A 24,499-nucleotide genomic window follows, 5' to 3' on the forward strand; every position below is an offset into this window, starting at 1 on the left:
AAAGCCGGCCGACGAGTCCACGAAGGCCGGGCAGAAGATCGGCACGCCCTCGCGGTAGGCGACCTCGATCAGGCTGTCGGGCTTCTTGGCGTTGCCCGCCGCCAGCCACTTGCCCATCTCGTGGATGAACTCGCGCGAGGAATAGGGGCGCGGTTCCAGCATCTCGCAGATGGCGTAGATCGTGCTGTCGCAGTTCTGCAGTTCTTCCTCGTCGATGTAGGTGTCGTAGATGCGGTCGATGTAGAGGTCGCGCAGGTCGCGGTCGTCGACGTTGGATTGGGCCTGGTAGTGCTTGAAGCCCAGCGCCTCGAAGAAATCCATGTCGACGATGGAGGCGCCGGTGGCCACGACCACGTCGATCATCCCGTACTTCAGCATGTCGCGGTAGATGTGCATGCAGCCGCCCGCGCTGGTCGAACCGGCGAGCGTCAGCCAGGTGGAGCAGTCGGCGTCCTCCAGGCTCATCGACCAGATGTCGGCGGCGCGCGCCGTGTCGCGGCTGGTGAAGCTCATCTGGCGCATGGCGTCGATGACCGGCCGGGCGTCGTACTGGTCGATCGCCACATGCTCGACGGTGTTGGCCAAGAGTTCGGCCTTGCGGTTGGTCTTCTGAACGTCAGCGTTCATCTTCGGAAGTTCCCTTCTGAGAGGTGAAAGCCCGTCCACAGGAAGAGCGCAGCCGGGACGGAGCGACCGGCCGCGCCTTTAGCACGCGAAATGCGTCAGTTGTTACCGCTTGCGACGGCTCTTGCCGGCCCGGCCCTTGGGCCGCGACAGCCGCACGACCTTGCGTTCCTCCTCCTGCGCCTCGCGGGGCAGGCGGATGGCGCGGCCGGCCAAGCCGAACATCGAAGCCATCGGAGCGTCAGCCACCGCGACGGTCTCGGCGTCGCCGAAGCCGTTGAACCGGGTGTTCATGGCCACGCCATAGGCGCCCAGCATGCCGATCTCGATGTAGTCGCCCTCGCGGACGTCCTCCGGCAGCCAGAACGGGCCCGGCATGTGGTCGAGGCTGTCGCAGGTCGGTCCGTAGAAACGAAAGGGCTTCAGGGGGCCCTCCACTTCGCCGGCCTCGCCGCCTTCGGCGCGGAACAGCTTGACCGGAAAGGGCCACTTGGTGTGCGCGGCGTCGAACAGGCTGCCGTAGGAGCCGTCGTTCAGATAGAGCGCGTCGCCCTTCTTCAGCTCGACCTTGGTAAGGATCGACGAGGCCTCGGCCACCAGGGCCCGGCCGGGTTCGCACCAGAGCTCGGTGGTCTCGTGGACCATCATCTCGGCGAAGCCGCGGTCGATCGAGTCGAGGTAGTCGGCCATGTCGGGCGGAACCATGCCCGGATAGACGCTCGGGAAGCCGCCGCCCACGTCGACCACATCGGCGAAGACGCCGGCGCGGACCAGGGCGCGGGAGGCCTGGCTCATCGCCGCCTGGAAGGCGGTCGGGCGCATGCACTGGCTGCCCACGTGGAACGAGACGCCCATCAATTCCTGGGTCGCTCGCCGCGCGGCGAGTAACAGGGCCGGCGCGTCATGCGCATCGACGCCGAATTTGCCGGAAAGCGAATAGGCCGCGCCTTCCGCCTGCACCGCCAGCCGGACCATCAGGTTCAGGTCATTGGCCCCGCCGGTGGCGTCGAGGATCTTGGCGAGCTCTTCATGGGTGTCCAGGGCGAAGGTCCGCACGCCGTGGTCGAAATAGGCCTGGGAGATGGCGTTGCGGCTCTTCACCGGATGCATGAAGGCCATGCGCGCGCCGGGGGCGTGCGCAGCCACCAGCTCGATCTCAGGGATCGAGGCCACGTCGAAGGACGTCACGCCGTTCGCTGCGAGGGTCTCGATGACCCACGGCGAAGGGTTCGCTTTCACAGCGTAGAAGACGTCGCCTTTAAACTTGTCCTGGAACCAGCGCGCCGCGGTCGCTACGGCATCCGGTCGCGCAAGGGCGACGGGACGTTCCGGAGAGCGATCGCGGACCAGGTCCAGGGGCGTATGATACGTGTGCAATTCACGTAACCCCCAACGGATAGTTGAACCCAATCCGGCGTTAGCAGCGCTTTTCAGGACATCGGGTCCGCCGGAAAGCGCGACATAGGGTCATAGAACCGCGATGTAAAGTCATGATTCCATTTGCGGCCTTCGTTGCGGCGCCGCGTGGCTGGGTGTCCTTTCAGGGCAGGCGGTCAATCGCCCCCGCCGACTCATCTATAAGGGCCGTTGTGGTCTGGAGCCCTTCCCCTGCCGGTTGGATCAACCAGAGGGGGCGAGAAGGGCTCCAGGTATCCAGTCGGGACATCTTGCGATGGCGAGCGATGCAGACGTTCCGGGCCAGATCGCGGAGCTCATCACACTGGGCGTCGGCCTATTGGAGGCCGGCAACCTCAAGGCGGCGGCGGATCTCTTCACGGGTCTCCGCGCGATCGATCCCGCCAACCCTGAGATTAGCAAGCAACTGGGCATCGTCGCCGCGACGAGCGGAGACTTCCCAGCGGCCATTCCCTTCCTGCTGGACGCCCTTGCCGCCCGGCCCGACGACATCCTGGCGCACAATGTCCTCAGCGTCTGCCGGTTCGAGACCGGGGATTTTGAGGGCGCGCTGGGCAGCGCCGACCGCGCGCTTGCCCTCCTCCCGCGGTTCGCGCCAGCCCACAACAACCGCGGCAACGCGCTTTGGCGCCTGGGCAGGCTCGCTGAAGGGCTGAAGGCGTTCCAGGCGGCGAAGGCGCTGACGCCGGAGGATGCGGCGCTGCACGTCAACATCGCCAACATCGAGCGCGACCTCGGCCAGACCGAGGCGGCCCTGCAAAGCCTCGATCGCGCACTGCAACTCGATCGGAACATTCCCCAGGCCTACAACCGCGGCAATGTCCTACAGGACCTGGGGCGCCACGAGGAGGCCGTCCGGAGCTACGACGAGGCGCTGAAGCTCGAACCCAATTCGGTGAGCGCGCACTGGAACCGCGCGCTCTGCAATCTGCTGATGGGGCGCTTCGAAGACGGCTGGAGGGACTATGAGTGGCGCTGGCGCCGCGACAGCCCGGAGAACGTGCCCCGCAATTTCCCGGCGCCCCTTTGGCTGGGCCAGGCCCCCTTGGCGGGCAAGACCATCCTGCTGCACGGCGAGCAGGGTCTGGGCGACTGCATCCAGTTCATCCGCTATGCGCCTCTTGTCGCCGCGCGGGGCGCGACGGTCCTGGTTGAAGTTGTCGCTCCGCTCGTGGACCTCTTCACATCCGTGGAAGGCGTCTCCGAGGTGTTCCGGCGCGGCGGGCCCCTGCCGGCGGTCGACTTCCAGTGCCCGCTGATGAGCCTGCCCCTGGCGCTCGGCGACTTCGGCGGCGCGCCCGACGTCCCGACGCCCTATCTGGCGCCCAGCCCGGAGAAGCGCGCCGCGTGGCGCGACCGGCTGGGTTCGACCGAGCGGCCGCGCGTGGGCCTGGTGGGCAGTGGAAGCCCCACCCATCGCGCAGATCATCTGCGCAGCGTCCCCCTGGCCGACCTGGCCGCCACCTTCCCCGTCGGGCCGCAATACCACCTGCTGCAGAGGGACCTGACCTCAGCCGACCGCGCGGCCCTGGGCGAGCTGGGCGGGATCGCCTTCTGGGGAGACCACCTCGGCGATTTCACCGACACTGCGGCCCTGTGCGAACTGATGGACCTGGTGATCAGCGTCGACACCAGCGTGGCGCACCTGGCGGGCGCCTTGGCGGCGCCGGTCAGGATCCTGGTGGCGTTCGATCCCGACTGGCGTTGGGGACGGCGCGTCGAGACCAGCCCTTGGTATCCCTCGGCGCGCATCCTGCGGCAGGCCGCGCGTGGCGACTGGTCCGCACCCCTCGCCCTGGTCGCCCGCGAGATCACCGAGCTCGACGCGGCGCGTCGCTGAGCGCCTAGCGGCCCGTCGCGCTAGACCGGACGTGGGCGGCCATGCCATGAAGCCGGGGTGTGGGATGGGCGGCGCATGCGGCCTCACCCGCGCGCGCTTCATCGGGGAACCCTACAGCCGTCCATGCCAGACGCCGCCGTCCTGTCCATTCGGAAGGCCTCCAAGAGCTTCGGCGCCCGCCGCGCCCTGGACGGCGTCTCGCTGGATGTGCGCAAGGGCGAGATGATCGCCCTGATCGGGCCGTCGGGATCGGGGAAATCCACCCTGCTGCGCTCGATCTCCGGCCTGCAGACCATCGACCCCGGCGAAGGCGTCATCGAGGCCTTTGGCGGCCCGGTGCAGGAAAACGGAAAGATCAGCAGCGGAGTGCGCAGGACCCGCACGCGCATCGGCTTCATCTTCCAGCAGTTCAATCTGGTCGGCCGCCTGTCGTTGTTCACCAATGTGGCCTTGGGCTCGCTGGGCCGGATCGAGACTTGGCGGGGGCTGCTCGGCCTGTGGCCGGAGGAGACCAAGACCGCGGCCATGGCGGCGTTGGCGCGGGTAGGCGTCGCCGACTACGCCGGTCAGCGCGCCGGCACCCTGTCCGGCGGCCAGCAGCAGCGCGGGGCCATCGCCCGCGCCCTGGTGCAGAAGGCCAAGATCATCCTCGCCGACGAGCCGGTGGCCTCCCTCGACCCGGTCGCCGCGCGCAAGGTGATGGAGAGCCTGCGCGACCTGAACAGGCAGGACGGCCTGACCGTCGTCGTCACCCTGCACCAGGTCGACTATGCACTGCGCTACTGCGACCGGGTGATCGCGCTGAAGGCCGGGAAGATCGTCTATGACGGCCCGGCCAACGGGCTGGAGACCAAGCAACTCATCGACATCTACGGTCCGGAATTCGAAGACGTCTTCTGGGAAGGAGCCCCGAAATGATCCGTCGCCGCCTGCTGGGCGCGCTGGGCCTCGCCGTCGCCCTTTCCGCGGGCGCGCTGGGCCTCAGCGCCTGCGCCCCGAAGAGCCAAGGCTCCGCCGACCAGCCCAAGGAGATCGTCTTCGGCATCCTGCCCGCCGAAAACCAGGCTTCCATGGGTCCGATCTGGCAACCGCTGCTGGACGACATGTCGGCGCAGATCGGCGTCAAGGTCACCGCTCGCTACGTCAGCAACTACGCCTCGCTGATCGAGGCCATGCGTTTCAAGCAGGTGCAGGTGGGGTGGTTCTCGGCCCTGCCGGCCCTCGACGCCGTCCAGCGTTCGGACGGTGAGGTGCTGGGCCGGATCATCGACGCCGGCGGCGACGCCACCTACGCCTCGGTGATCATCGCCAAGAAGGGCAGCGGCATCACGCTCGACAAGGTGCTGGCCTGCGGCGGGAAGTATTCCTTCGGCATGGCCGACGCCCAGTCGACCTCCGGCACGCTGGCCCCCATGGCCTACCTCTTCACGCCCAAGGGGATCGAACCCACCAAGTGCTTCAAGACGGTGCGCTCCTCCAGCCACCAGGCCAACAGCGCCGCGGTGGCGAACGGGGTGCTGGACGTGGCGTCCAACAACACCGTCGGCATCCTGTTCTTTAAGCGGGAGAACCCTAGGCTCGCCGACAGCCTGGACATCCTGTGGACGTCGCCGCCCCTGCCGGAGAGCTCCATCGTGGCGCGCAAGGACCTCGACCCGGCGATCAAGGAAAAGATGCGCCAGTTCTTCCTGACCTATGGGACCGGAACTGGCCCCATCGCCGACAAGCAGCGCGAGGTGCTGAAGAAGATGGCCTATGGCGGCTTCCGCCCGGCCGACGACAGCTACCTGGACCCGATCCGCGAGATGCAGGCTTCCGAGGCACTGGGCGAGGCGCGCCACACGGGCGATCCCGGCAAGATCGCCGCGGCGCAAGCAGCCTATGACAAGATCCACGCCGCCGCCGAGCAGAAGCGGGCTAAGGAGCCGAACGTCTGATGGCGCTCGCCGTCCCGTCCGAGATCCCGGCGCCGCCGACCCGTTCGCTGACCCAGCGGGCGCCGGACATGCTGGTCTGGGGCCTGGTGGCGGTGCTGTTGATCTTCGCGGTCAAGCCGGTGGAGATGAACCACGTCACGAAGCTGTTCACCAACTCGGAGAACATGCGCGAGTTCGGCGGCGAACTGCTGCATCCGAACTTCGACCAGTGGCGGCTCTACGTCGGACAGATGTGGCTGACCATCCAGATCGCCATGTGGGGCACGGCGCTGGCGGTGTTGATCGCGGTGCCGTTCGGCCTGGCCTGCGCGCGCAACATCTCGCCAGTCTGGCTGCAGCAGCCGCTGCGCATCCTGATGAACCTCCTGCGCGCCATTCCCGACCTGGTGATCGGCACCCTGTTCATCGTCGCCGTGGGCCTGGGCCCGTTCGCCGGCGTCATGGCCATCGCCATCAACACCGGCGGCGTGCTGGCCAAGCTGTTCTCGGAAGCCGTGGAGTCGATCGACAAGGCTCCCGTGGAGGGCGTGCGGGCCACCGGCGCCTCGCGGCTGCACGAGATCATCTGGGGGGTCATCCCGCAGGTCGCGCCGCATTGGACGTCCTATGCGCTTTACCGCTTCGAATCCAATTCCCGCTCAGCGACGGTGCTGGGGCTGATCGGGGCCGGCGGCATCGGCCAGCTGCTGTTCGAGACGCTGAACGCCTTCGACTATCATCACCTGTCGGCGATCATCATCGTGATCATCGTGGCGGTGACGATGATCGATCTGCTTTCCCAGCTGATGCGTTCGCGCCTGCTTTGATCCTCTGCTTAGGTGGAGGCCTGAAAAAAGGACGCCGCCGCGGGGGTGCGGCGGCGTCGAGGCTCGCGGGGGTATATGAGGGCCGCCGGGAGGCGTCCCGGATTTCCAGGCTGCACGACTAGCGGCGCTCCGTGACGGCCGTCCGGCAGGCGCATGACATTCCTGCGACAGCCGCGTGGCCGGGCCGCCCGGTGTCACCAAACTGTCGTCGGCGGGCGATAAGCACCGGCGCGAGAGCGGCGTGGATGGGGCGCTCTTTTCAGGAGAGAACCATGTTGAAAAAATTGGGCGCAGCATTTGGCGCGGCCCTGATCATCAGTGCGGCCACGTTGGCGCACGGCGCGACGATCTCCGGCGCGGGGTCCACCTTCGCGGCGCCGCTCTATAGCAAGTGGGCGGAAGCCTACAAGACGCAGGATTTGAACTACCAATCGATCGGCTCGGGCGGCGGCATCCGCCAGATTACCGCCAACACCGTGGACTTCGGCGCATCGGACAAGCCGCTGAAGCCAGACGACCTGGCGACGAACAACTTCGTGCAGTTCCCGACCGCTATCGGTGGCGTAGTGCCGGTCGTGAATCTGCCGGGCATCAAATCCGGTGACGTCAAGCTCACCGGCGCCAACCTGGCCGACATCTATCGCGGCGCGATCAAGAAGTGGAACGATCCGCTGTTGGCCGTGAATAATCCCGGCGTCAATCTGCCGAACCTGCCCATCACCGTTGTGCATCGGTCGGACGGCTCGGGAACCACCTTCATCTTCACGACCTACCTGGCGGCGAAAGCCAAGCATTGGGCGACGGACGTCGGCGCCAACGACGCCGTGCAATGGCCCGTCGGAATTGGCGGCAAGGGGAATGAAGGGGTCGCAGCGTTCGTCAAACAAACGCCAGGCTCAATCGGATATGTCGAATATGCTTACGCCGCGACGAACAGCCTGACCTACACCCTGGTTCAGAACAAGGCCGGGAAGTTCACGACGCCCACGGCGGCGGCGTTTGCCGCTGCGGCCGCGGGGGCCAAGTGGTCTTCAGCGCCGGGCTACTATCTCCTGCTGATCGACCAGCCAGCCCCGGACGCTTGGCCGATTTCCGGCGCGACGTTCGTCATCCTTCACAAGAACCAGGCCAATGGGCGCCAAGTCATTGCGTTCTTCGACTGGGCGTTCAAGAACGGAGACGCTGCGGCGTCGTCGCTCGCCTACGTCCCTCTGCCGGCGGCGGTGAAGGACCTGATCCGCAAGACGGCTTTCGCTCAGGTAAAATAAGTCCACGGTTCGTATCGAAACGCGCCCTCGGAAACGTCGAATGGACCTTCTCGAGGGCGTCTCCGTCTCAGCAGGCAGTCTGAAGATGTCCGACGTCATCGCTCAGCCGGTTCTCAGACGGCGTGCGTCCGCACGCGGCGCCATACTGAGCACTCTCTTCGAATGGCTCTGTTTCGGAGCCGCGAGCGCCCTGTTGGCGGCTCTTGCCGGCTTGTTGGTGTCGCTACTCATCGGCGGCTGGCCCGCCCTTCACAAGTTCGGTTTCAGCTTCCTCACCGTCTCGACATGGAACCCGGTGACCGACGTCTATGGCGCCGCTGGCCCGATCGTCGGTACGCTGGTGACGGCAGGCCTGGCCCTGGCGCTGGCGTTGCCGATCGCGGGTGGGGTCGCCTTCTTCCTCACTGAGCTCTGCCCCGGTCCGCTGCGCCGCCCGATAGGCACGGCTGTGGAGCTGCTCGCGGGCATCCCCTCGATCGTCTATGGCATGTGGGGTCTGTTCGTCTTCGCTCCGCTGTTCGCGAAATACGTCCAGCTCCCACTTATGACGGCGGCCAAGCCGGGCTCGCTGCTGGACACGCTGACCACCGGCATCCCGAACGGCTCGGGCATCCTGCCGGCCTCGATCATACTGGCGATCATGATCCTCCCGTTCATGGCTGCGACCCTGCGCGATCTTCTGCTGACCGTACCGGCCTCGGTGCGTGAAAGCGCTTACGGCCTGGGTGCGACGACCATGGAGGTCGTGCTCTCCGTCTCGCTTCCCTATATCCGGCGCGGGGCGATTGGCGCCGTGATGCTTGGGCTGGGCCGCGCCCTCGGCGAGACGATGGCGGTCACCTTCATCATCGGCAACTCGCACGGTTTCCCGACATCGCTGTTCGATTCGGGTTCAACCATCGCCTCGACCATCGCCAACGAGTTTACGGAGGCGACCAGCGACATGCACCTTTCGGCCCTGATCGCCTTGGGCCTCGTGCTGTTCGTGATCACCTTCGTGGTGTTGGGCTTGGCGCGCCTGCTGATCGGACAACAGGAGCGTCGGACTTGACCGTCTCCACGACACTTCTGCTGCGACGACGCGCAGCGAACGCGAGCTTTGTCGTGTTCTGCGGGCTTGTCACAGCCATCGCCTTGGCAGCTCTCGCCGCGATCCTCTGGACGCTGTTGAGCAAGGGTCTTGGCGGCGTGAATCTTGACGTCTTCATCAAGGCGACGCCGGCGCCCAATTCGCACGGCGGTCTGGCCAATGCGATCCTCGGCTCCATCGGCATGTGCGTCGCGGCGATGGTCATGGCGGTGGTGATTGGAATGCTGGCGGGAACCTGGCTGGCGGAATATGGCCAACGGAGCCGCTACGGCGCCGTCGTTCGGTTCATGAACGACGTGTTGCTGTCCGCGCCCTCGATCCTCGTGGGTTTGTTCGTCTACGAACTTCTGGTCCACCCCTTCCACAGCTTCTCGGCGATCGCCGGGGCCGTGGCGCTCGCCCTGCTTGCGGCGCCGGTGATCACCAGAACGACCGAGGATGTTCTATCGCTTCAACCGACTGCCCTGCGCGAAGCCGGCGTGTCGCTCGGCGCGCCGCTTGCCCTCATTATTCGGGAAATCCTATGGCGTTCGGCCCGCAATGGACTGCTCACCGGCGCGTTGCTGGCGTTCGCCCGGATCAGCGGTGAGACCGCACCGCTCCTGTTCACGGCGCTGAACAATCAATTTTTCAGCTTCAACCCGCTGAAACCAACGGCAAACCTGCCGGTTGTGATCTTCAACTACGCGCTCAGCCCGTACGACGACTGGCGAAACCTTGCCTGGGCAGGGGCGCTCTTGATCGCCGCCACCGTGCTTGTTGTGACAATCGTGGCGCGTATCGTCGCCCAGGAGCAACGACGCTCATGAACACCCTCAATCCGGTCGTGGACCAGTTCGAGACCTCCATCGCCGACGTCGATCGCGCGGAGGTGAAGGTCGACGTGAAGAACCTCGACTTCTTCTACGGCAAGACCAAGTCGCTAAAGGGAGTCTCGATCCCCTTCTCGCGCAACAAGGTCACCGCGCTCATCGGCCCGTCCGGTTGCGGCAAGTCTACCCTGCTGCGGACGCTGAACCGCATGTACGCCCTCTATCCGGGCCAGCGGGCCGAGGGCGAGATCATGCTGGACGGCGAGAATATCCTCAGCCCGCGCACGGATCTGGCGCGCCTGCGCGCCCGCGTCGGCATGGTGTTCCAGAAGCCCACGCCGTTCCCGATGAGCGTCTACGACAACGTGGCCTTCGGGGTGCGGCTCTACGAGAACCTCTCCAAGGCCGACATGGACGCCCGGGTCGAAGAAGCGCTCACCCGCGCGGCCCTCTGGGGCGAGGTGAAGGACAATCTGAAAGGCTCGGGCCTGGGCCTCTCCGGCGGCCAGCAGCAGCGGCTGTGCGTGGCCCGAGGGGTCGCCGTGCGGCCTGAGGTCCTGTTGCTGGATGAGCCCACCTCGGCGCTCGACCCGATCTCCAGCGCCAAGCTGGAAGAGACCGTCACCCAGCTGAAGGCCGACCACACCATCGTCATCGTCACCCACAACCTGGGCCAGGCCGCGCGGGTCAGCGACTACACCGGCTTCATGTACCTGGGCGAACTGGTGGAGTTCGGCGCGACCGACGAGCTGTTCACCCGGCCGGCCACCAAGCGCACCTCCGACTATATCACCGGCCGCTTCGGCTAGCTGCCGACGCCAAAGGCATAGGTGACCTTCAGCCAGACGCCGCGCGGTGGGGCGGGCGTGCGGAACTGCTCCGTCGCCAGCGTATAGATGCTGGCCGTGCCCGAAAGTCCGTAGGTCGCGTACGTCTGGTCGAACAGGTTGTCGACGTCGAGGGCGAGCGTCAGCGACTTGCCGATCTGGTACTGGGCGTCGAGATCGACCACGGTGTAGCCGGGGACCTTGCCGGTCGGATCGGCGTTGTTCTCGTTGCCGTGGGCGTACTGGTCGCTGACGGCGATCACCGCGCCGCCCAGATGGAAATTGTCGGTCACCGCGTAGCCGGCGCGTAGCTTGAAGGTGCTGGCGGGGATGCCGGGGATCCGGTCGCCGCTGGCCACGTCCTCGCCGGCGGCCGTCGTGAAGGGTGAGCGGTAGGCGGCCTGCACGTAGCCATAGCTGGCCGACAGCGTCAGCTTGTCGACCTGGGTCTGGGCGCCGAGCTCAACGCCGCGCCGCGCGGTGTCGCCGACGTTGAAGAAGTAGCCGAAGGTGGCCGAGGTGGCGATGAACTGGATGTCGTTGCGCAGCCGTGAATCGTACACCGCCGCGTTCCAGGCCAGCTTTCCGAAAAGCAGGCCCCGCGCGCCGAACTCGTAGGTCTGCGCCGTCACCGCCTTCAGGTTCGGGTCCCCGTTGAACCCGGTGGGCAAGGCGCAGGGGCTGTTGGGGTTGGCGCAGGAGAGCTCGATGGAGGTCGGCGCGCGCATGGTCTCGCTGTAGCCGCCAAACAGGCCCGTGCCGTCGTCGAAGTTGTAGTTGAAGCCGATCCGCGGGTTGAACCGCTGGTAGGTGTGGGAGCCGTTCAGGCTGTTGGTCTCGGGGCCCGCCACCGCGCCGGCCGGCGCGCCGTTGGGGGTCGTCGCGGCGCCGGCGCCAGAGTTGGAGTACTTGTAGGCGCTGGAGTAGGCCGGGTTGTAGTAGCTGACGCCGGTGACGTCGTCGGTGAAAGAGAATCCGCCGTCATCGTTCAGGAAGGTGCTGTTCGCCCCGTTCTGGACGATCGAGGTGTACTCGAAGCTGCCAGACGCGGTGATGCTGAGGTTCGGCGTCACGTCGAAGGTGTCGGTCAGGAAGACGTCCGCCTCCTTCATCCGCGCGCCCAGGGCGACCGACGACAGGATGTTGCTGCCAGTGAACGCCGGGGGATAGGACGCCGATGGCGGCAGGCCGTTGGCCGTGAAGCCGTACTCCTGGTTGGGGATCACGATCGTCTGGTAGTTAATCATCCGCGCCAGAAGTGTGTCCTGCAGGTAGCTGATGTTCGACTGGTCGAACGTCGCGCCCAGCACGAAGGCGTTCTTGTGATCCATCACCGGCGCGGAACTGGCCCACTGCGCTGAGGCGCCGACGGTGTCCTGGCGGATGTTTGAGCTCACCAGGCTGGCGTTGATATCGCCGGTCCAGCGGCCGTAGCCCAGGGCGAGGGCGCTGGGGCCGGTGACCGAGTTGATAGCGGTCCCGTTGGGCGCCTGGTTGGCGCATTTGAAACCGGCGCCGCTGGTCGCCAGCGAACCATCGTCGTTGAAGCAGCCGTCGTCCAGCTCGGCGTTGCTGTTCTGGCTCCGGGCGTTGGACTGACGGTAGTAGACCTGAGCGGACAGCTGGTTGGTGTCGTCGACCCAGTTGCTGGCTTTCAGGTTGACTAGGCGCATGCGGTTGGCGATCGAGTCCGGCGCGGTGTAGGCGGCCTTGGGCGTCGACAGCATGTCCAGCGGCAGGGCCTGGGTGCCGGCGAGCTCGGTGTCGGCGAAGGCGCCTGAGAGTTCGACCAGGGTGCGGTTCTCCGGCCCATGCCAACGCAGCTTGCCGAACAGCTGCTTAACCTCGGACCCGGAGAAGTCGCGGAAGCCGTCCTGCTTGTCCCAGTTGCCGGCCACGAAGTAGTCGGTCGAGGTACGCGCGTCGGACCCGCCGGCCTCGAACGTCGCGGCCCTTCGGCCGAACGATCCGCCGAGCAGGCTGACCGCGAACCCGGGGCTCTCCTTGCCGTTGCGGGTGTTGACGACCAGGGTCCCGCCCAAGGCGTTCAGGCCGAAGATCGGGTTGGAGCCCGGCTGCACGTTGACGGTCGAGATCGCGTTCATGGGAATGAGGTCCCAGTTGACGATCGAACCGAAGGGTTCATTGACTCGCACGCCATCGAAATAGACCGCCAGGCCGACCGGCGCGCCCAGCAGGGACGTCGCCTGATAACCCCGGTAGTTGACGTCGTTCTGGTAGGGATTGCCGCTTCCGTCGCTCACGCTCACTGAGCCCAGACTGCCGTTGAGCAGATCGGCGAGATTGGTGGCGCCCTGCTGGCTGGGGTCGCGAGCGTCCAGGCTCTGCGCGTTGGACGGCGTGCGCGACAGTGAAACGCCGGCGGAGTCGAGGGGCGTGGCCACCACCACCAGTGGGCTCACCGCGGTCGGCGCGGCCTCGTCGGCGGCGTGCGCCAGCAGCGGCGCGCAGCAAACGGCTGCCGCGAACACGGTCGAGACGACACGATGCATGGGAACTCTAAGCGGCCTCGGGTCTACGGCGGCGCACCCTAGCGAGGCGGCGCAGCCGGCGCCAGAAGCGGGTTTTCTCCGGCTCCGGATAGGGCTGCAGATTGCGCACGAAATCCTCGGCGCATGCCCGCCAGGAGAACTTCTCGGCGAAGGCGCGGACGACCTTGCGGTCGCAGGTGAGGGCCTCCAGGCAGGCCTCGCGCAGACCTTCGGTGGCGGTGTGGGCGAGCTTGCCCGCGCCGGAGTTGGGGATGATGTCTATGGGGCCGGGCGCCGGATAGGCCGCCACCGGCGTGCCCGAGGCCATGGCCTCCAGGATCACCAGGCCAAAGGTGTCGGTGAGCGAGGGGAAGACGAAGGCGTCGGCGCTGTTGAAGGCCGCCGCCAGGTCGTCGCCGGACTTGGAGCCGGTGAACACCACCTGGGGGTGCTTGGCCTTCAGGTCGTCGAGCTGTGGGCCGGGTCCGACCACGACCTTGGTCCCCGGCAGGTCAATGCCTAAGAAGGCCTCGATGTTCTTCTCCACGGCGACGCGGCCCACGTAGAGGAAGATCGGCTTGGCCAGGTGGGCGAAGATGTCCGGGTCGTCCGGCCCGCGCGGGTGAAAGGCGTCGGTGTCGACGCCCCGCGACCAGGACGAGATGTTGCGGAAGCCATGTCCCGCCAACTCGTCGCGCATGGTGGGCGTGGCCACCATCAGTCGTCCGGACGGCTTGTGGAACCACTTCATGTAGGCGTAGCCGGCCGCCAGTGGCAACGGCAGGCGCGCCGAGACATATTCCGGGAAGCGCGTGTGGTAGCTGGTGGTGAAGGGGAGCTTCCATTCCACGCAGATGCGCCGTGCGGCCAGGCCGATCGGGCCCTCGGTGGCGATGTGGATGGCCTCGGGCTCGAAGGCCTTGAAGCGTTCCTGCACCGGCTCATAGACCCCGATCGCCACCTTGATCTCGGAATAGGTCGGCAGCGGGAAGGTCTTGAACTGGTCGGGGCTGATCACTTCGACGGAGTGACCCATGGCCTTCAGCTCTGCGACCACGCGGGTGAGGGTGCGGACCACGCCATTGACCTGCGGCTCCCAGGCGTCGGTGGCCAGCAGGATGCGCATCGGCCGGCCGGCGTCGTGCGGCGCCTTGATTGCCTCGCGGATGCGCGGCAGCGAGCGGGGCGGCCGGGGCTTGGGCTCCGGCGGTGCGACCGCCTGGCTTTGCATCCAGGCCCAGAAGGCGCCCAGCAGCGCCTCCTTGGTGGGGAAGTAGCGATAGACGGTCCGCTCACCGACGCGGGCGTCCTTGGCGATCTCGGCGAAGCTGAGGTCCTCGAGCGGCCCCTGCTCCAACTGGTTGCCCACGGCGCGCAGAATCTGCTCGCGGGTCTCCTCCCGCTGGCGGTCGCGCAGACTTGCAGGCGGGGTCGGGGTTTTCATGGCAGCCGAACTGTCACGGGTTGCGATGTTATGTCAATCGCAAGATGGCAGTGCGACTGTCACGAGAGAGGGGGTCAGGCGGCCAGCGGTTCCGCCAGCGGGATCGGTTGCGGCGCGTCGGCGACGGCGGCGCGGATCTTCGGCCACTCCAGGATCTCCAGGCGTCCGTCGAGGTGCTCCACAAGGGCGGTGCAGCTCTCCACCCAGTCGCCATCGTTGATATAGGCCACGCCATCGATCATCCGGCTCTCGGCCTTGTGGATGTGGCCGCAGATCACTCCGTCGACGCCGCGCCGCCGCGCCTCGTCGGCCACCGCCTGCTCGAAGTTCTCGATGAACTGCAGCGCCTTCTTCACCCGGGTCTTGGCGAAGGCCGAAAAACTCCAGTAGCCGAAGCCGAACCGCCGCCGCACCCGGTTGATCAGGGTGTTGGAGGCGAGCAGCGCGCGATAGGCCCAGTCGCCCAGCAGCGCCAGCCACTTGGCGTGCTGCACCACCGCGTCGAAGTCGTCGCCGTGGGTCACCAGGAAGCGGCGGCCGTCGGCGGTTTCGTGCACCGCATCGCGCGCCACCACCACCCCGCCGAAGTGCACACCGCAGAAATCGCGGACCACCTCATCGTGGTTGCCGGGCACGTAGATCACCGAAACGCCCTTGCGGGCCAGCCGCAGGATCTTCTGGACCACGTCGTTGTGCGACTGGGGCCAGTACCAGCCGGAGCGGAGTTTCCAGCCGTCGACGATGTCGCCCACCAGGTAGAGCGTCTCGCATTCCATATGGCGGATGAAGTCGAGAAGTAGGTCGGCTTGGCACCCGCGGGTGCCCAGGTGCACGTCGGAAATGAACACGCTTCGATAGCGGCGGACTGCGGCTTCGGTCACGTTTCGCCCCGTGTCGCCCATATTCCGAGCAGTCGTGCCCTGATTCCGTGTCGGTTTTGCGAAGGTCGTCCAACGGTCTGGCGGGACCTCAGCATGTCCTGCTAGGGGTTCGGCTTGAGCAGACCCTCCCCAGGTCGCCCTTGAATTGGTCCAGATGGACGCCCGAACCTATCCAGCGAAGGCGACGCCCAAGTCGCTGCGAACCCGCGCGCGCATTCTCGATGCGGCGATGCGGCTATTCGCCCAGATTGGCTATCACGCCGCCACCAACGGTCTGATCGCCGACGCCGCGAAACTCACCCGCGGCGCCATGCTCTACCACTTCGCAACCCGCGAGGAGCTGGTAGAGGCGGCGATCACCCATATCGAGGTCGCCCGGGCGCGGCTGTTCGAGGAGGCGGCGCGCGCATCCGCCGCGCCCGGCCAGGACGCCTCGGAGGCCGCCATCGACGCTTACTGGGCGCTGCTGCAGGAGCCGCCGTTCGTCGCCTTCGCGGAACTGGAGGCCGCGGCGCGCACCGAGCCCATGCTGCGCGCCCGTCTGGCCGCCGCCCAGGCCGCCTTCGACCACGCCCAGGTTGGCGGCTTCGGCGCCCTGGCTCAGGCCGGCGAGGACCCGCGCTTCCAGACCAGCCGCGACCTTGGCCGCTTCCTGCTCGAAGGCATGGCCCGCGGCGCCATGACCTACGACCAGTCCGCCCGGCGCGAGCGCCTGCTGGCGGTGGTCAAGCGCGCTGTGCGCATGCTCAACCGCAAGGGCGACGTCCACGACCTCTGGGACTGAGCCCAAAAGAAAAGGCCCGGCGTTTCCACCGGGCCTCAACTCAATCTGACGAAGCGGCCTTTATTTGCCGCCCGCCGTTGGCGTGGCCGCGGCGGCGGCCGGAGCCGCCGGTTTGGTGTCGGCCGACTGGCGGCGATGGCCCATCATCTTCTGCATGGCGGCGAGCTCGTCGGCGTCGAGGTAGCCGTCGTGGTTCTTGTCGAGCACGTCCCAGTACTTGGCGATCTGCTCGCCCATCTGGCCCCTGAGCTCAGCCTTGGAGATCTTTCCATCGATGTTCGCGTCCAGCATTCCCATCAGGCGCGTGGCGTTCAACTCCTCGTCGTAGTTGACCATGTGCTTGGAGGTCTCGTCGTTCCAGCGATAGCGAATCGCCATGTAGAACATCTCCTCCCAGGACTGGTCGCCCCACACCACCTGCTTCGACGGATCGGGGTTGGACGGGTTGCGCTTGGAGTTGTCGTAGATGAAGTGGGCGATCAGCTTGGCGCCCGCCGGCACGGCGATCGGCTGGGCGAAGGTGTAGTCCCGCTGCCAGCTGAAATCGTAGCGCGGCAGGGAGAGCAACAGCTTCTCCTGGCCGTCCGGATAGCGAATCCACAGGTCGGACATGGCGCCGCGGTAGTGCGCGTGCGGGAAGGCCGAATAGAGCAACGCGTCATGCGGGAAGGTCATGTAGGCGACCTCCTGATGGTGCGCGTCGTTCGGCGGGATCACGATGGTCTGGTTTGCAATCACCGAGTTATGCATCACCAGGTCGGGCTTTTCGTTGTCTTTGTAGAAGTATAGCGCGATCTTGGTGTGATCGGTCACTTCCTTGCCGAACGGCGTGTAATGCGTCTGGAAGCCGATGGCGCCGCCGGGCGGGATGTAGCTTCCGACGTTCTTCGGTGCGATCTCACTCTCGGCGCCGACGGCGTAGCCGCCCACCGAAACGCCCCACTTGTTCTCGAAGGCCTGCTGGCCGTCCTTCGGGACCTCGGTCATGTAGCCGGTGAGTACGTGGTGCACGCCCTGGCGGCTCTCGACCTTCACGGTCGAGGCCTTGAGCCACTTGCCCTCGGTCTCCGGGTTGGCGACCCAGGGGTGCTGGTAGTCGACCACGCCGGAGGCCGGGATGGTGTAGGCGGGCACATTCAGGATCAGGTCAGGCTTGCCCAGCGGCCATTCGGCGGCCACCAGGTGCTTGGCGCCCAAGGGGTCCTTGCCCTCGCCGCGCGGCGCGCCTTCCTCGACCCAGTGCACCAGGGTCTTGATCTCGGCGGAGCTCAGGTTCTTGTCGTCGGAGAACTTACCCACGTGCGGATCGGCGTTGTAGGGCGGCATCCGATCGGTGCGGATGACCTCGCGGATCATCGGCGAGAAGCCCTTGACCATCTCGTAGTTCTTCATCGCGAAGGGGGCGATGCCGCCCTCTTCGTGACAGGCCACGCACTTGGCTTCCAGGATCGGCGCCACGTCCTTGACGTAGGTGATCTCAGCTTTCTTATCGCGGGCCGGGAAGTCGACCAGGCAGCCCTTGGAGGCTTGCGTCGCGGCCGGGGCCGGCTGGCCGGCCAGCACCGCCTTCAGTGCGATGTCGGCGAATGGCTTGCTCGCGTCCTTCTGGATTCCGTAGTCCGAAGCGTCGTTCAGCGGGCCGTGGTAGGCCACGGTCCAGGTCTTCGGATTGATCACGAAGACTTCCGCTGTGCGGGTGACGCCCAGCGCCTCGCCGATGATCTGGTTCGAGTCCATCAGGATCGGGATGTCGATGCCGTATTCCTTGGCCTCGGCGGCGATGGCGTCGCGGCTGTCCTGCAGGTTGGAATCGACCAGCATCATCTCGACGCCCTGGGCCGCGTACTTGTCGCGCAGCGCCTTGAGCGCCGGGGTCATGGCGCGGGCGATCGGGCAGCCGACGCCGGTCGAGACCAGCACGATCGCCTTGTCGTCAGCCATCCGATAGAGTTCGTGGGCCTCCATCTTCTGGGCGTCGACCAGCATGAAATTGTCGACCCGCGCCGGGGTCGCGCTCATGGCCGACGTCCCGGTGGCCGAAGCGTTCTGGCCGGACTGCAAGGCGTTGGTCGCCGGACCCGCCGAGAAACCATAGACCAAGAAGGCGCTCGCCGCCGCTCCCAGTACGCCAAGTCGAGCAGACATCATCTGGATCATTCCTCTCCGAACCGGCTCTTGTCTTCTGCGGCGTTCACTACGCGCAGAGGCCTATCGAGCCCTTAACTTAACACCGATCAGACACTGAAATCCACTGGCGGAGGGTTTCAACTTCGTCATGTGGGGACGGCTGCGCCCCGCACAGGGGCTGCGCCAAGCGCGACCTGGACCTTGGCGAGCGGGCGCGACGCGGGCCATGGTGGCGCCCGCATCCGGGGGAGAGGTCCATGAGTTTCATCACGCGCACCAAGCCGGTGGACACCGGCATGGGGTCCGGCGCCAGTCAGCTGAAGCGCACCCTGGGCTGGCCGCACCTGACGGCGCTGGGGGTCGGCGCGATCATCGGCACAGGCATCTACACTCTGACCGGCGTGGCCGCGGGCCTGGCGGGGCCGGCGGTGATCCTGTCGTTCGGCGTGGCTGGCCTGGTCTGCGCCTGTGCGGCGCTCTGCTACGCCGAGATGGCGTCGATGAGCCCGCAAGCCGGCAGCGCTTACGCCTACAGCTACATGACGCTGGGCGAGATGGTCGCCTGGGTGATCGGCTGGAGCCTGATCCTCGAATACACCCTGGTCTGCAGCGCCGTGTCGGTGGGCTGGGCGGGCTATGCCGCGGGGCTGCTGCATGGGGCGCACATCCCGATCCCCGACAGCCTGCTGGCGGGGCCCGAGGCCGGCGGCTTCGTCAACCTGCCGGCGGTGTTCATCGCGCTCGTGGTCACCGGCGTGCTGCTGATCGGCACGCGGGAAAGCGCCACGCTCAACTTCGTCCTAGTCTGCATCAAACTTGTGGCGCTGGCGGCCTTCGTGGCGCTGACCCTGCCGAGCTTCGACGCCGCCCACTTCCACCCCTTCGCGCCCTTCGGCTTCGGGGCCCACGAGATGGGCGGCAAGAAGTACGGAGTGATGGGCGCCGCGGCGATCATCTTCTTCGCCTTCTACGGCTTCGACGCCATCTCGACGGCGGCCGAGGAGGCCAAAAACCCGAAGCGCGACCTGACCATCGCCATCGTCGGATCGATGCTGCTCTGCACGCTGATCTACATGGTGGTGGCCGCCTGCGCGCTCGGCGCCTCGCCGTTCGACGTCTTCTCCAAGAGCGGCGAACCGCTGGCCTTCGTCCTGCGCCAGCTGAACCATCCCATGGCCGCCTCGCTGATCGCCGGCGCGGCGGTGGTGGCCCTGCCGACCGTGATCATGGTCTTCATGTTCGGCCAGAGCCGGGTGTTCTTCGCCATGGCCCGCGACGGCCTGCTGCCCAACGCCCTGACCGCGGTCAGCAGGCGCGGCGTGCCGTCGACGGTGACCATGATCACCGGCCTGATCGCCGCCGCCGTGGCCGGCTTCATGCCGCTATCGGAGATCGCCTCCCTGGCCAACGCCGGCACCCTGGCCGCCTTCATCGCCACGGCCATGGCGGTGATGGTCCTGCGCCGCCGCTCGCCGCAGATCGTGCGCCCGTTCGCCACGCCCGTGGTCTGGCTGATCGGCCCGGCCGCCGTGCTGGGGTGTCTCTATCTGTTCACCAGCCTGTCGGCGAAGACGATCATCTTCTTCTTCGTCTGGAATGCGATCGGGGTGGTCGCCTACCTGGTCTATGGGCGGGCCAACAGCCGCCTGCGGGCCATCGACGCGGCGATCCAGCCCTGAATCTCACAGGGGTGTGCAAAACCGCCGCTTTGCGTCGCGTCCGGTTGCGGTCTATCCCCGGAGAGGTGGCGGCCTGGCGCCGCAAGGGGAGTGAGACGGCGGTGAACGCGGGCGCAGGTCCAGGCGGCGGCAGACCCGGAGCGCCGGCGCGTCCCGGCGCGGGCGGCTTTCCCGGCCGAAAAGGGCCCGACCTGACCGTCGGCCCGATCGGCAAGACGCTGATCATGTTCTCCCTGCCGGTGCTGGGCTCCAACATCCTGCAGTCCATGAACGCGACGGCAAATATGTTCTGGGTCGGCAGGGTGCTGGGCGAGAGCGGCGTCACCGCGGTCAGCAACGCCAATCAAATCTTCTTCCTGATGTTGGGCGCGGCCTTCGGCATAACCATGGCCGCCAACATCATGATCGGCCAGGCGGTCGGCGCGCGCGACGAGGCCCTGGCCCGCAAGGTGGTCGGCACCGCCACCACCTTCTTCGCAGCGATTTCCATCCTGATCGGGGTGGCCGGCGGCCTCCTCACCCCGCATATCCTCGACGCCATGAAGACCCCGGCGGCGGCCCGCGCCGACGCCATCGCCTACCTGCGGGTGATCTTCGCGGCCATGCCGTTCATGTTCTTCTTCAATTTCATGATGATGGCCCAGCGCGGGACTGGCGACAGCCGCACGCCGTTCTATTTCGCCTTGCTCCAAGTGGGGCTCGACGTTGTCCTGAATCCGCTTCTGCTGATGGGCTTGGGCCCATTCCCCAAGATGGGAATCGCGGGGTCCGCCACCTCGACCCTGATCGCCCAGACGGTGACCCTGGCCCTGATGATCGCCCACCTCTACCGGACCCGGTCGATCCTGGTGCTGCGGCCCAGCGAATGGCGGCTGCTGTTGCCCGATGTGACGATTGTCCGCACCCTCGCCTGGAAGGGCGCCCCGATGGCCCTGCAGATGAGCGTCATCAGCTTCGCGGCGATCACGATGCTCAGCTTGGTCAACCGTTATGGCGTCCACACCTCGGCGGCCTACGGCGCGGCCGCGCAGCTGTGGACCTACGTGCAGATGCCGGCCATGGCGCTCGGCGCCGCGGTATCCTCCATCGCCGCCCAGAACGTCGGCGCGCGAAAGATGGACCGGGTCGAACGCGTCGCCATGATCGGCGCGGGCTATGCGATCCTGTTCACCGGCCTGCCGATCCTGATCCTGGAGGCGATCGATCCCTGGGCGCTGCAGGCCTTCCTGCCGTCGACCAGCGCCTCGCTGCCGATCGCCGTGCACATCAACCACATCGTGCTCTGGGGGTTCATCCCCTTCGGCGTGGCCTTCATCTTCTCCGGCATCGTGCGCGCCACCGGCGCAGTCTGGCCGCCGCTTCTGGCCATGGTCATCTCGCTGTGGGTGGTGCGGGTGCCGCTGGCGATCCTCATGGAGAGGTCCATGGGCGCGGACGCCATCTGGCTGGCCTTCCCGATCGGCAGCCTGACGACGCTGGTGCTGGCCGGCGGCTACTATCGTTGGGGCGGCTGGCGGAAGTCGCGGATGCTCGACATGACCCCCAGCGCCGACGCGCCCGACACCGGCCTCGGCCAGCCCATGGTCGAGGAGAGCGAAGCCATCACCGACGAAGAGCAGCGCGAGCTGGGAGTCGCCGCGGGCGCCTAGGCCCGGCTCTCCATCAGCGCCGAGTAGACCAGGGTTCGCAGTTCACGGCGGATCGGATAGCTCGACGATGGCATGAGCTGGGTCATGAATACCGCCGTCACCTTCTCCACCGGATCGACCCAGAAGGCGGTCGAGGCCGCGCCGCCCCAGTAGAATTCGCCCTTCGAACCGGGCACCAGGGTCTTCGGCGGATCGAACACCACCGCGAAGCCCAGGCCGAAGCCCACGCCCGCGTTGGTGCTCTCCGAGAACAGCGAGCGCGACAGCTGCGTCAGGTCCTGGCCGCCCGGCAGGTGGTTGGTGGTCATCAGCCGCAGCATCATGGGCGAGAGAATCCGCGCCCCCTCCAGTTCCCCGCCGTTCACCAGCATGTTGGCGAAGCGCAGGTAGTCCGCCGTCGTCGAGACCAGGCCGCCGCCGCCCGACTCGAGCTTCGGCGGCGCCAGGTACGGGCTCTTCGTCGGATCGTCGTTCAGGGTCAGGCTTCCGGACGGCGCCGCCTGAAGGTTCATCGCGCCTTGGGCGCTGGCGCTGTAGCAGGCGACGAAACGGCTCCGCTGGTCCTCGCGGACGAAGAAGCCGGTATCGACCATCTTCAGGGGATCGAAGATGCGCTCCTGCAGAACCTGGCCGAGCGGTTTTCCCGCCACCTTCTGCACCAGGTAGCCGACCACGTCTGTGGACACGGAGTAGTTCCAGGCCTCGCCCGGCGAGAATTCCAGCGGCAGCTTGGCCAATTGGGCGATGAAGCCTTCGAGGTCGTGATCGCCATGCGCCTCCGCCAGCTTCAGCTTGCGATAGGCGCCATCGACGTTGGTCCGGCTCTGGAAACCGTAGGTGAGGCCGGAGGTATGACGCATGAGGTCGACTACCTGCATCGGCCGCCCCACCGGCGTGGTGACGAACGGCCCGACGCCGGCGGCGTAGACACCCAGGTCCTTCCAGGCGGGGATATGCTTGGCCACCGGATCGTCGAGCGCGATCAAGCCCTCCTCCACCAGGGTCATCAGGGCGACGGAGGTGATCGGCTTGGTCATAGAATAGATGCGGAAGACCGCGTCGTCCTTCAGTGGGACCTTGCGCTCCACGTCGGCCAGGCCGAGCACTGCCTCGTAGACGGTCTCGCCGTCGCGGGCGATGGCGATCTGGGCGCAGGGAATCCGTCCGGGGCCGACGTACTTCGCCTGAATGTGGCTCTCGATCCGCTTCAGCCGATCCTTCGAGAAGCCCAGGGTCTTGGCCTTGCTCATGTACGCGTCCTCCGTTGTCGTGTCCGTCTTGCCCTTGCCTTCCGCTCCATCGCAAGCCTCAGCTTGCCGAAGAAGGAGAGCTTCGATGGACACCGTCAGCACCGAGACCCGCGGCCGCACGCTTATCGTCACCATCGAGCGGCCGGCCGCGCGCAACGCCGTCGACGGCCCCACCGCGCGGCGGCTCTACGACGCCTTCAAGGCCTTCGACGACGACGAGGCCCTGGACGTGGCGATCCTGCAGGGCCGGGACGGCGCCTTCTGCGCCGGGGCCGACCTGAAGGGCGTGGCCGAGGGGCGCGGCAATCCGGTGCATCGCGACGGCGACTTGGGCCCGATGGGCGTCACCCGCCTGGCGCTGGGCAAGCCGGTGATCGCCGCGATCGAGGGCCACGCCGTGGCCGGCGGGCTGGAGGTGGCCTGCTGGTGCGACCTGCGGATAGCGGCGGAAGGGTCGGTGTTCGGCGTGTTCTGCCGGCGTTTCGGGGTGCCGCTGATCGACCTTGGAACCGTGCGCCTGCCCCGGTTGATCGGCGCCTCGCGGGCCATGGACCTGATCCTCACCGGCCGGCCGGTGGAGGCCAAGGAGGCCTATGACATCGGCCTCGCCAATCGACTGGCGCCGAAGGGCGGGGCGCTGGAAGCCGCGCTCGAGCTCGCGGCGCAGCTCTCGGCCTTCCCGCAGCTCTGCATGCGCAACGACCGGCTGTCGGCCATCAGCCAGTGGTCGCTGGACTGGCAGGCGGCCGCCGCCGCCGAGATCTCACTCGGCATGGAGACCCTGCATTCAGGCCAGAGCCAGGAAGGCGCGGCCCGCTTCGCCGCCGGCGAAGGACGCGGTGGCAAGTTCTAGCGGCGCTGGGCGAGCTCGGTGAAGGTGACCGAGCCGATGCCGTAGGACGCATAGTCCTTGTAGTCGAAGTGCCACCACTCCTGCGGATAGACGTTGAAGCCCTCTGCTTCCATGGCGGTGCGCAGGATCGCCCTGAGCGCCCGCTGGCGGCTCGTGCCGCCGGGGAAGTCGGCGTAGGAGCGGGTCGACATCTCGTCATAGCGGCCGGTCATCTCGACGGGCTGGCCGGTCTTCAGGTCGTAGAGCGTCAGGTCGACCGCGCAGCCGCGGTTGTGGCGCGAGCCCTGGGCCGGATCGGCGACGAAGACGTGGTCTTCCGCCGGCGTAGCGTCCCAGAACATCTTGGTCACGAACCAGGGCCGGTAGGCGTCGTGGATCAGGAGGCCATAGCCTTGCGCCGCCAGCGCCTTCTGCGCGCGGCCCAGCGCCTCGGCGGCGGGTCGCTGAAGATAGGCTCCGGCGCGCTCGTAGAGCGGGAAACCCATGAAGTTGTTCGAGGTCGCATAGCGGATGTCGAGCTTGATCGCCGGATCGACGGTGGTCAGGTCGACCAGATCCGCCGCGCGCTTCGGCGGAGGTTCTCTCGGCGGCATGGCGGCCAGGGCCGCGGCGCGCACGGCGGCGGGGTCGGCCTTCACCTTCGCCTGGATGCCGGCGACGACCTCGGCGCTGAAGTCGTGACGCGGCCAGTCTTCGTGCAGCAGTTTCACCACGGAGGCG

20 protein-coding genes and 1 pseudogene are annotated in these 24,499 nt (G+C 66.9%); 12 read left to right on the forward strand and 9 right to left on the reverse strand.

What is annotated here, in order from left to right; genetic code table 11:
• Together E8A12_RS04220 and E8A12_RS04225 are read right to left on the reverse strand one after the other, a co-directional pair.
• The coding region (locus E8A12_RS04220; protein ID WP_293366508.1) for a deoxyhypusine synthase family protein at positions 1-627 on the reverse strand (627 nt) is incomplete at its 3' end.
• A gap of 102 nt (positions 628-729) precedes the next feature.
• Complete coding sequence (locus tag E8A12_RS04225; protein WP_293366509.1) at positions 730-2,001, reverse strand: type III PLP-dependent enzyme; 1,272 nt, start codon at positions 1,999-2,001, stop codon at positions 730-732.
• Between the two features lie 295 nt (positions 2,002-2,296).
• Between E8A12_RS04225 and E8A12_RS04230 the strand changes: the two genes are divergently transcribed.
• The 8 genes from E8A12_RS04230 to pstB all read left to right on the forward strand — a co-directional run bounded on the left by E8A12_RS04230 (position 2,297) and on the right by pstB (position 10,602).
• Entirely contained in the window at positions 2,297-3,880 is a 1,584-nt protein-coding gene (locus E8A12_RS04230; RefSeq protein WP_293366510.1) for a tetratricopeptide repeat-containing glycosyltransferase family protein, read from the forward strand.
• 123 nt (positions 3,881-4,003) lie between these two features.
• Positions 4,004-4,798, forward strand: a complete 795-nt coding sequence (gene phnC, locus E8A12_RS04235; protein WP_293366511.1) for a phosphonate ABC transporter ATP-binding protein — start codon at positions 4,004-4,006, stop codon at positions 4,796-4,798.
• Entirely contained in the window at positions 4,795-5,817 is a 1,023-nt protein-coding gene (gene phnD / locus E8A12_RS04240) for a phosphate/phosphite/phosphonate ABC transporter substrate-binding protein (protein WP_293366512.1), read from the forward strand. The genes phnC and phnD overlap by 4 nt, the downstream gene beginning before the upstream one ends.
• Positions 5,817-6,623 (forward strand): phosphonate ABC transporter, permease protein PhnE, encoded by an 807-nt coding sequence (gene phnE, locus E8A12_RS04245; protein WP_293366513.1) that lies wholly within the window; start codon positions 5,817-5,819, stop codon positions 6,621-6,623. The genes phnD and phnE overlap by 1 nt, the downstream gene beginning before the upstream one ends.
• Before the next feature lie 245 nt (positions 6,624-6,868).
• Positions 6,869-7,891, forward strand: coding sequence for a phosphate ABC transporter substrate-binding protein PstS (gene pstS / locus E8A12_RS04250; protein ID WP_293366514.1), 1,023 nt, complete (start codon positions 6,869-6,871; stop codon positions 7,889-7,891).
• 85 nt (positions 7,892-7,976) lie between these two features.
• The gene (pstC, locus tag E8A12_RS04255) at positions 7,977-8,942 is read left to right on the forward strand and encodes a phosphate ABC transporter permease subunit PstC (protein WP_293366515.1); all 966 of its coding nucleotides are present in this window, start codon (positions 7,977-7,979) and stop codon (positions 8,940-8,942) included.
• On the forward strand, positions 8,939-9,790 hold the full coding sequence (gene pstA / locus E8A12_RS04260) for a phosphate ABC transporter permease PstA (protein WP_293366516.1): 852 nt from the start codon (positions 8,939-8,941) through the stop codon (positions 9,788-9,790). The genes pstC and pstA overlap by 4 nt, the downstream gene beginning before the upstream one ends.
• The gene (gene pstB / locus E8A12_RS04265) at positions 9,787-10,602 is read left to right on the forward strand and encodes a phosphate ABC transporter ATP-binding protein PstB (protein ID WP_293366517.1); all 816 of its coding nucleotides are present in this window, start codon (positions 9,787-9,789) and stop codon (positions 10,600-10,602) included. The genes pstA and pstB overlap by 4 nt, the downstream gene beginning before the upstream one ends.
• Here pstB and E8A12_RS04270 read toward each other — a convergent pair.
• The 4 genes and pseudogenes from E8A12_RS04270 to E8A12_RS04285 all read right to left on the reverse strand — a co-directional run bounded on the left by E8A12_RS04270 (position 10,599) and on the right by E8A12_RS04285 (position 15,437).
• Positions 10,599-13,133, reverse strand: coding sequence for a TonB-dependent receptor (locus E8A12_RS04270; protein ID WP_293366518.1), 2,535 nt, complete (start codon positions 13,131-13,133; stop codon positions 10,599-10,601). The genes pstB and E8A12_RS04270 overlap by 4 nt on opposite strands.
• 7 nt (positions 13,134-13,140) lie before the next feature.
• On the reverse strand, positions 13,141-14,238 hold the full coding sequence (locus tag E8A12_RS04275) for a glycosyltransferase family 1 protein (RefSeq protein ID WP_293366527.1): 1,098 nt from the start codon (positions 14,236-14,238) through the stop codon (positions 13,141-13,143).
• A gap of 129 nt (positions 14,239-14,367) precedes the next feature.
• Positions 14,368-14,556, reverse strand: a pseudogene (locus E8A12_RS04280) (helix-turn-helix domain-containing protein); the annotation flags it as partial.
• 74 nt (positions 14,557-14,630) lie between these two features.
• A complete protein-coding gene (locus E8A12_RS04285; protein WP_293366519.1) occupies positions 14,631-15,437 on the reverse strand; it encodes a UDP-2,3-diacylglucosamine diphosphatase in 807 nt (268 codons plus the stop codon).
• A gap of 154 nt (positions 15,438-15,591) precedes the next feature.
• Between E8A12_RS04285 and E8A12_RS04290 the strand changes: the two genes are divergently transcribed.
• The gene (locus tag E8A12_RS04290) at positions 15,592-16,221 is read left to right on the forward strand and encodes a TetR/AcrR family transcriptional regulator (protein ID WP_293366520.1); all 630 of its coding nucleotides are present in this window, start codon (positions 15,592-15,594) and stop codon (positions 16,219-16,221) included.
• A 60-nt stretch (positions 16,222-16,281) separates the two neighbouring features.
• Here the strand turns inward: E8A12_RS04290 and E8A12_RS04295 are convergent, their stop codons facing one another.
• Complete coding sequence (locus E8A12_RS04295) at positions 16,282-18,369, reverse strand: redoxin family protein (RefSeq protein WP_293366521.1); 2,088 nt, start codon at positions 18,367-18,369, stop codon at positions 16,282-16,284.
• Positions 18,370-18,605: 236 nt separating this feature from the next.
• Between E8A12_RS04295 and E8A12_RS04300 the strand changes: the two genes are divergently transcribed.
• Positions 18,606-20,027 (forward strand): amino acid permease, encoded by a 1,422-nt coding sequence (locus E8A12_RS04300; RefSeq protein WP_293366522.1) that lies wholly within the window; start codon positions 18,606-18,608, stop codon positions 20,025-20,027.
• Positions 20,028-20,128: 101 nt separating this feature from the next.
• Positions 20,129-21,676, forward strand: a complete 1,548-nt coding sequence (locus tag E8A12_RS04305) for an MATE family efflux transporter (RefSeq protein ID WP_293366523.1) — start codon at positions 20,129-20,131, stop codon at positions 21,674-21,676.
• On the opposite strand, the gene E8A12_RS04310 is transcribed toward E8A12_RS04305, so the two are convergent.
• Positions 21,673-22,926 carry a serine hydrolase domain-containing protein gene (locus tag E8A12_RS04310; protein WP_293366524.1) on the reverse strand — a complete coding sequence of 418 codons (1,254 nt, stop codon included), beginning with the start codon at positions 22,924-22,926 and terminating at the stop codon, positions 21,673-21,675. The two genes, E8A12_RS04305 and E8A12_RS04310, sit on opposite strands and share 4 nt — an antisense overlap.
• 85 nt (positions 22,927-23,011) lie before the next feature.
• On the opposite strand from E8A12_RS04310, the gene E8A12_RS04315 reads away from it, so the two are divergent.
• Complete coding sequence (locus tag E8A12_RS04315) at positions 23,012-23,779, forward strand: crotonase/enoyl-CoA hydratase family protein (protein ID WP_293366525.1); 768 nt, start codon at positions 23,012-23,014, stop codon at positions 23,777-23,779.
• Here E8A12_RS04315 and E8A12_RS04320 read toward each other — a convergent pair.
• A partial coding sequence (locus E8A12_RS04320; RefSeq protein ID WP_293366526.1) for a M15 family metallopeptidase occupies positions 23,776-24,499 on the reverse strand: 724 nt, incomplete at its 5' end. The two genes, E8A12_RS04315 and E8A12_RS04320, sit on opposite strands and share 4 nt — an antisense overlap.

Source organism: Phenylobacterium sp., assembly GCF_004799395.1.
Taxonomy (GTDB): Bacteria; Pseudomonadota; Alphaproteobacteria; order Caulobacterales; family Caulobacteraceae; genus Phenylobacterium.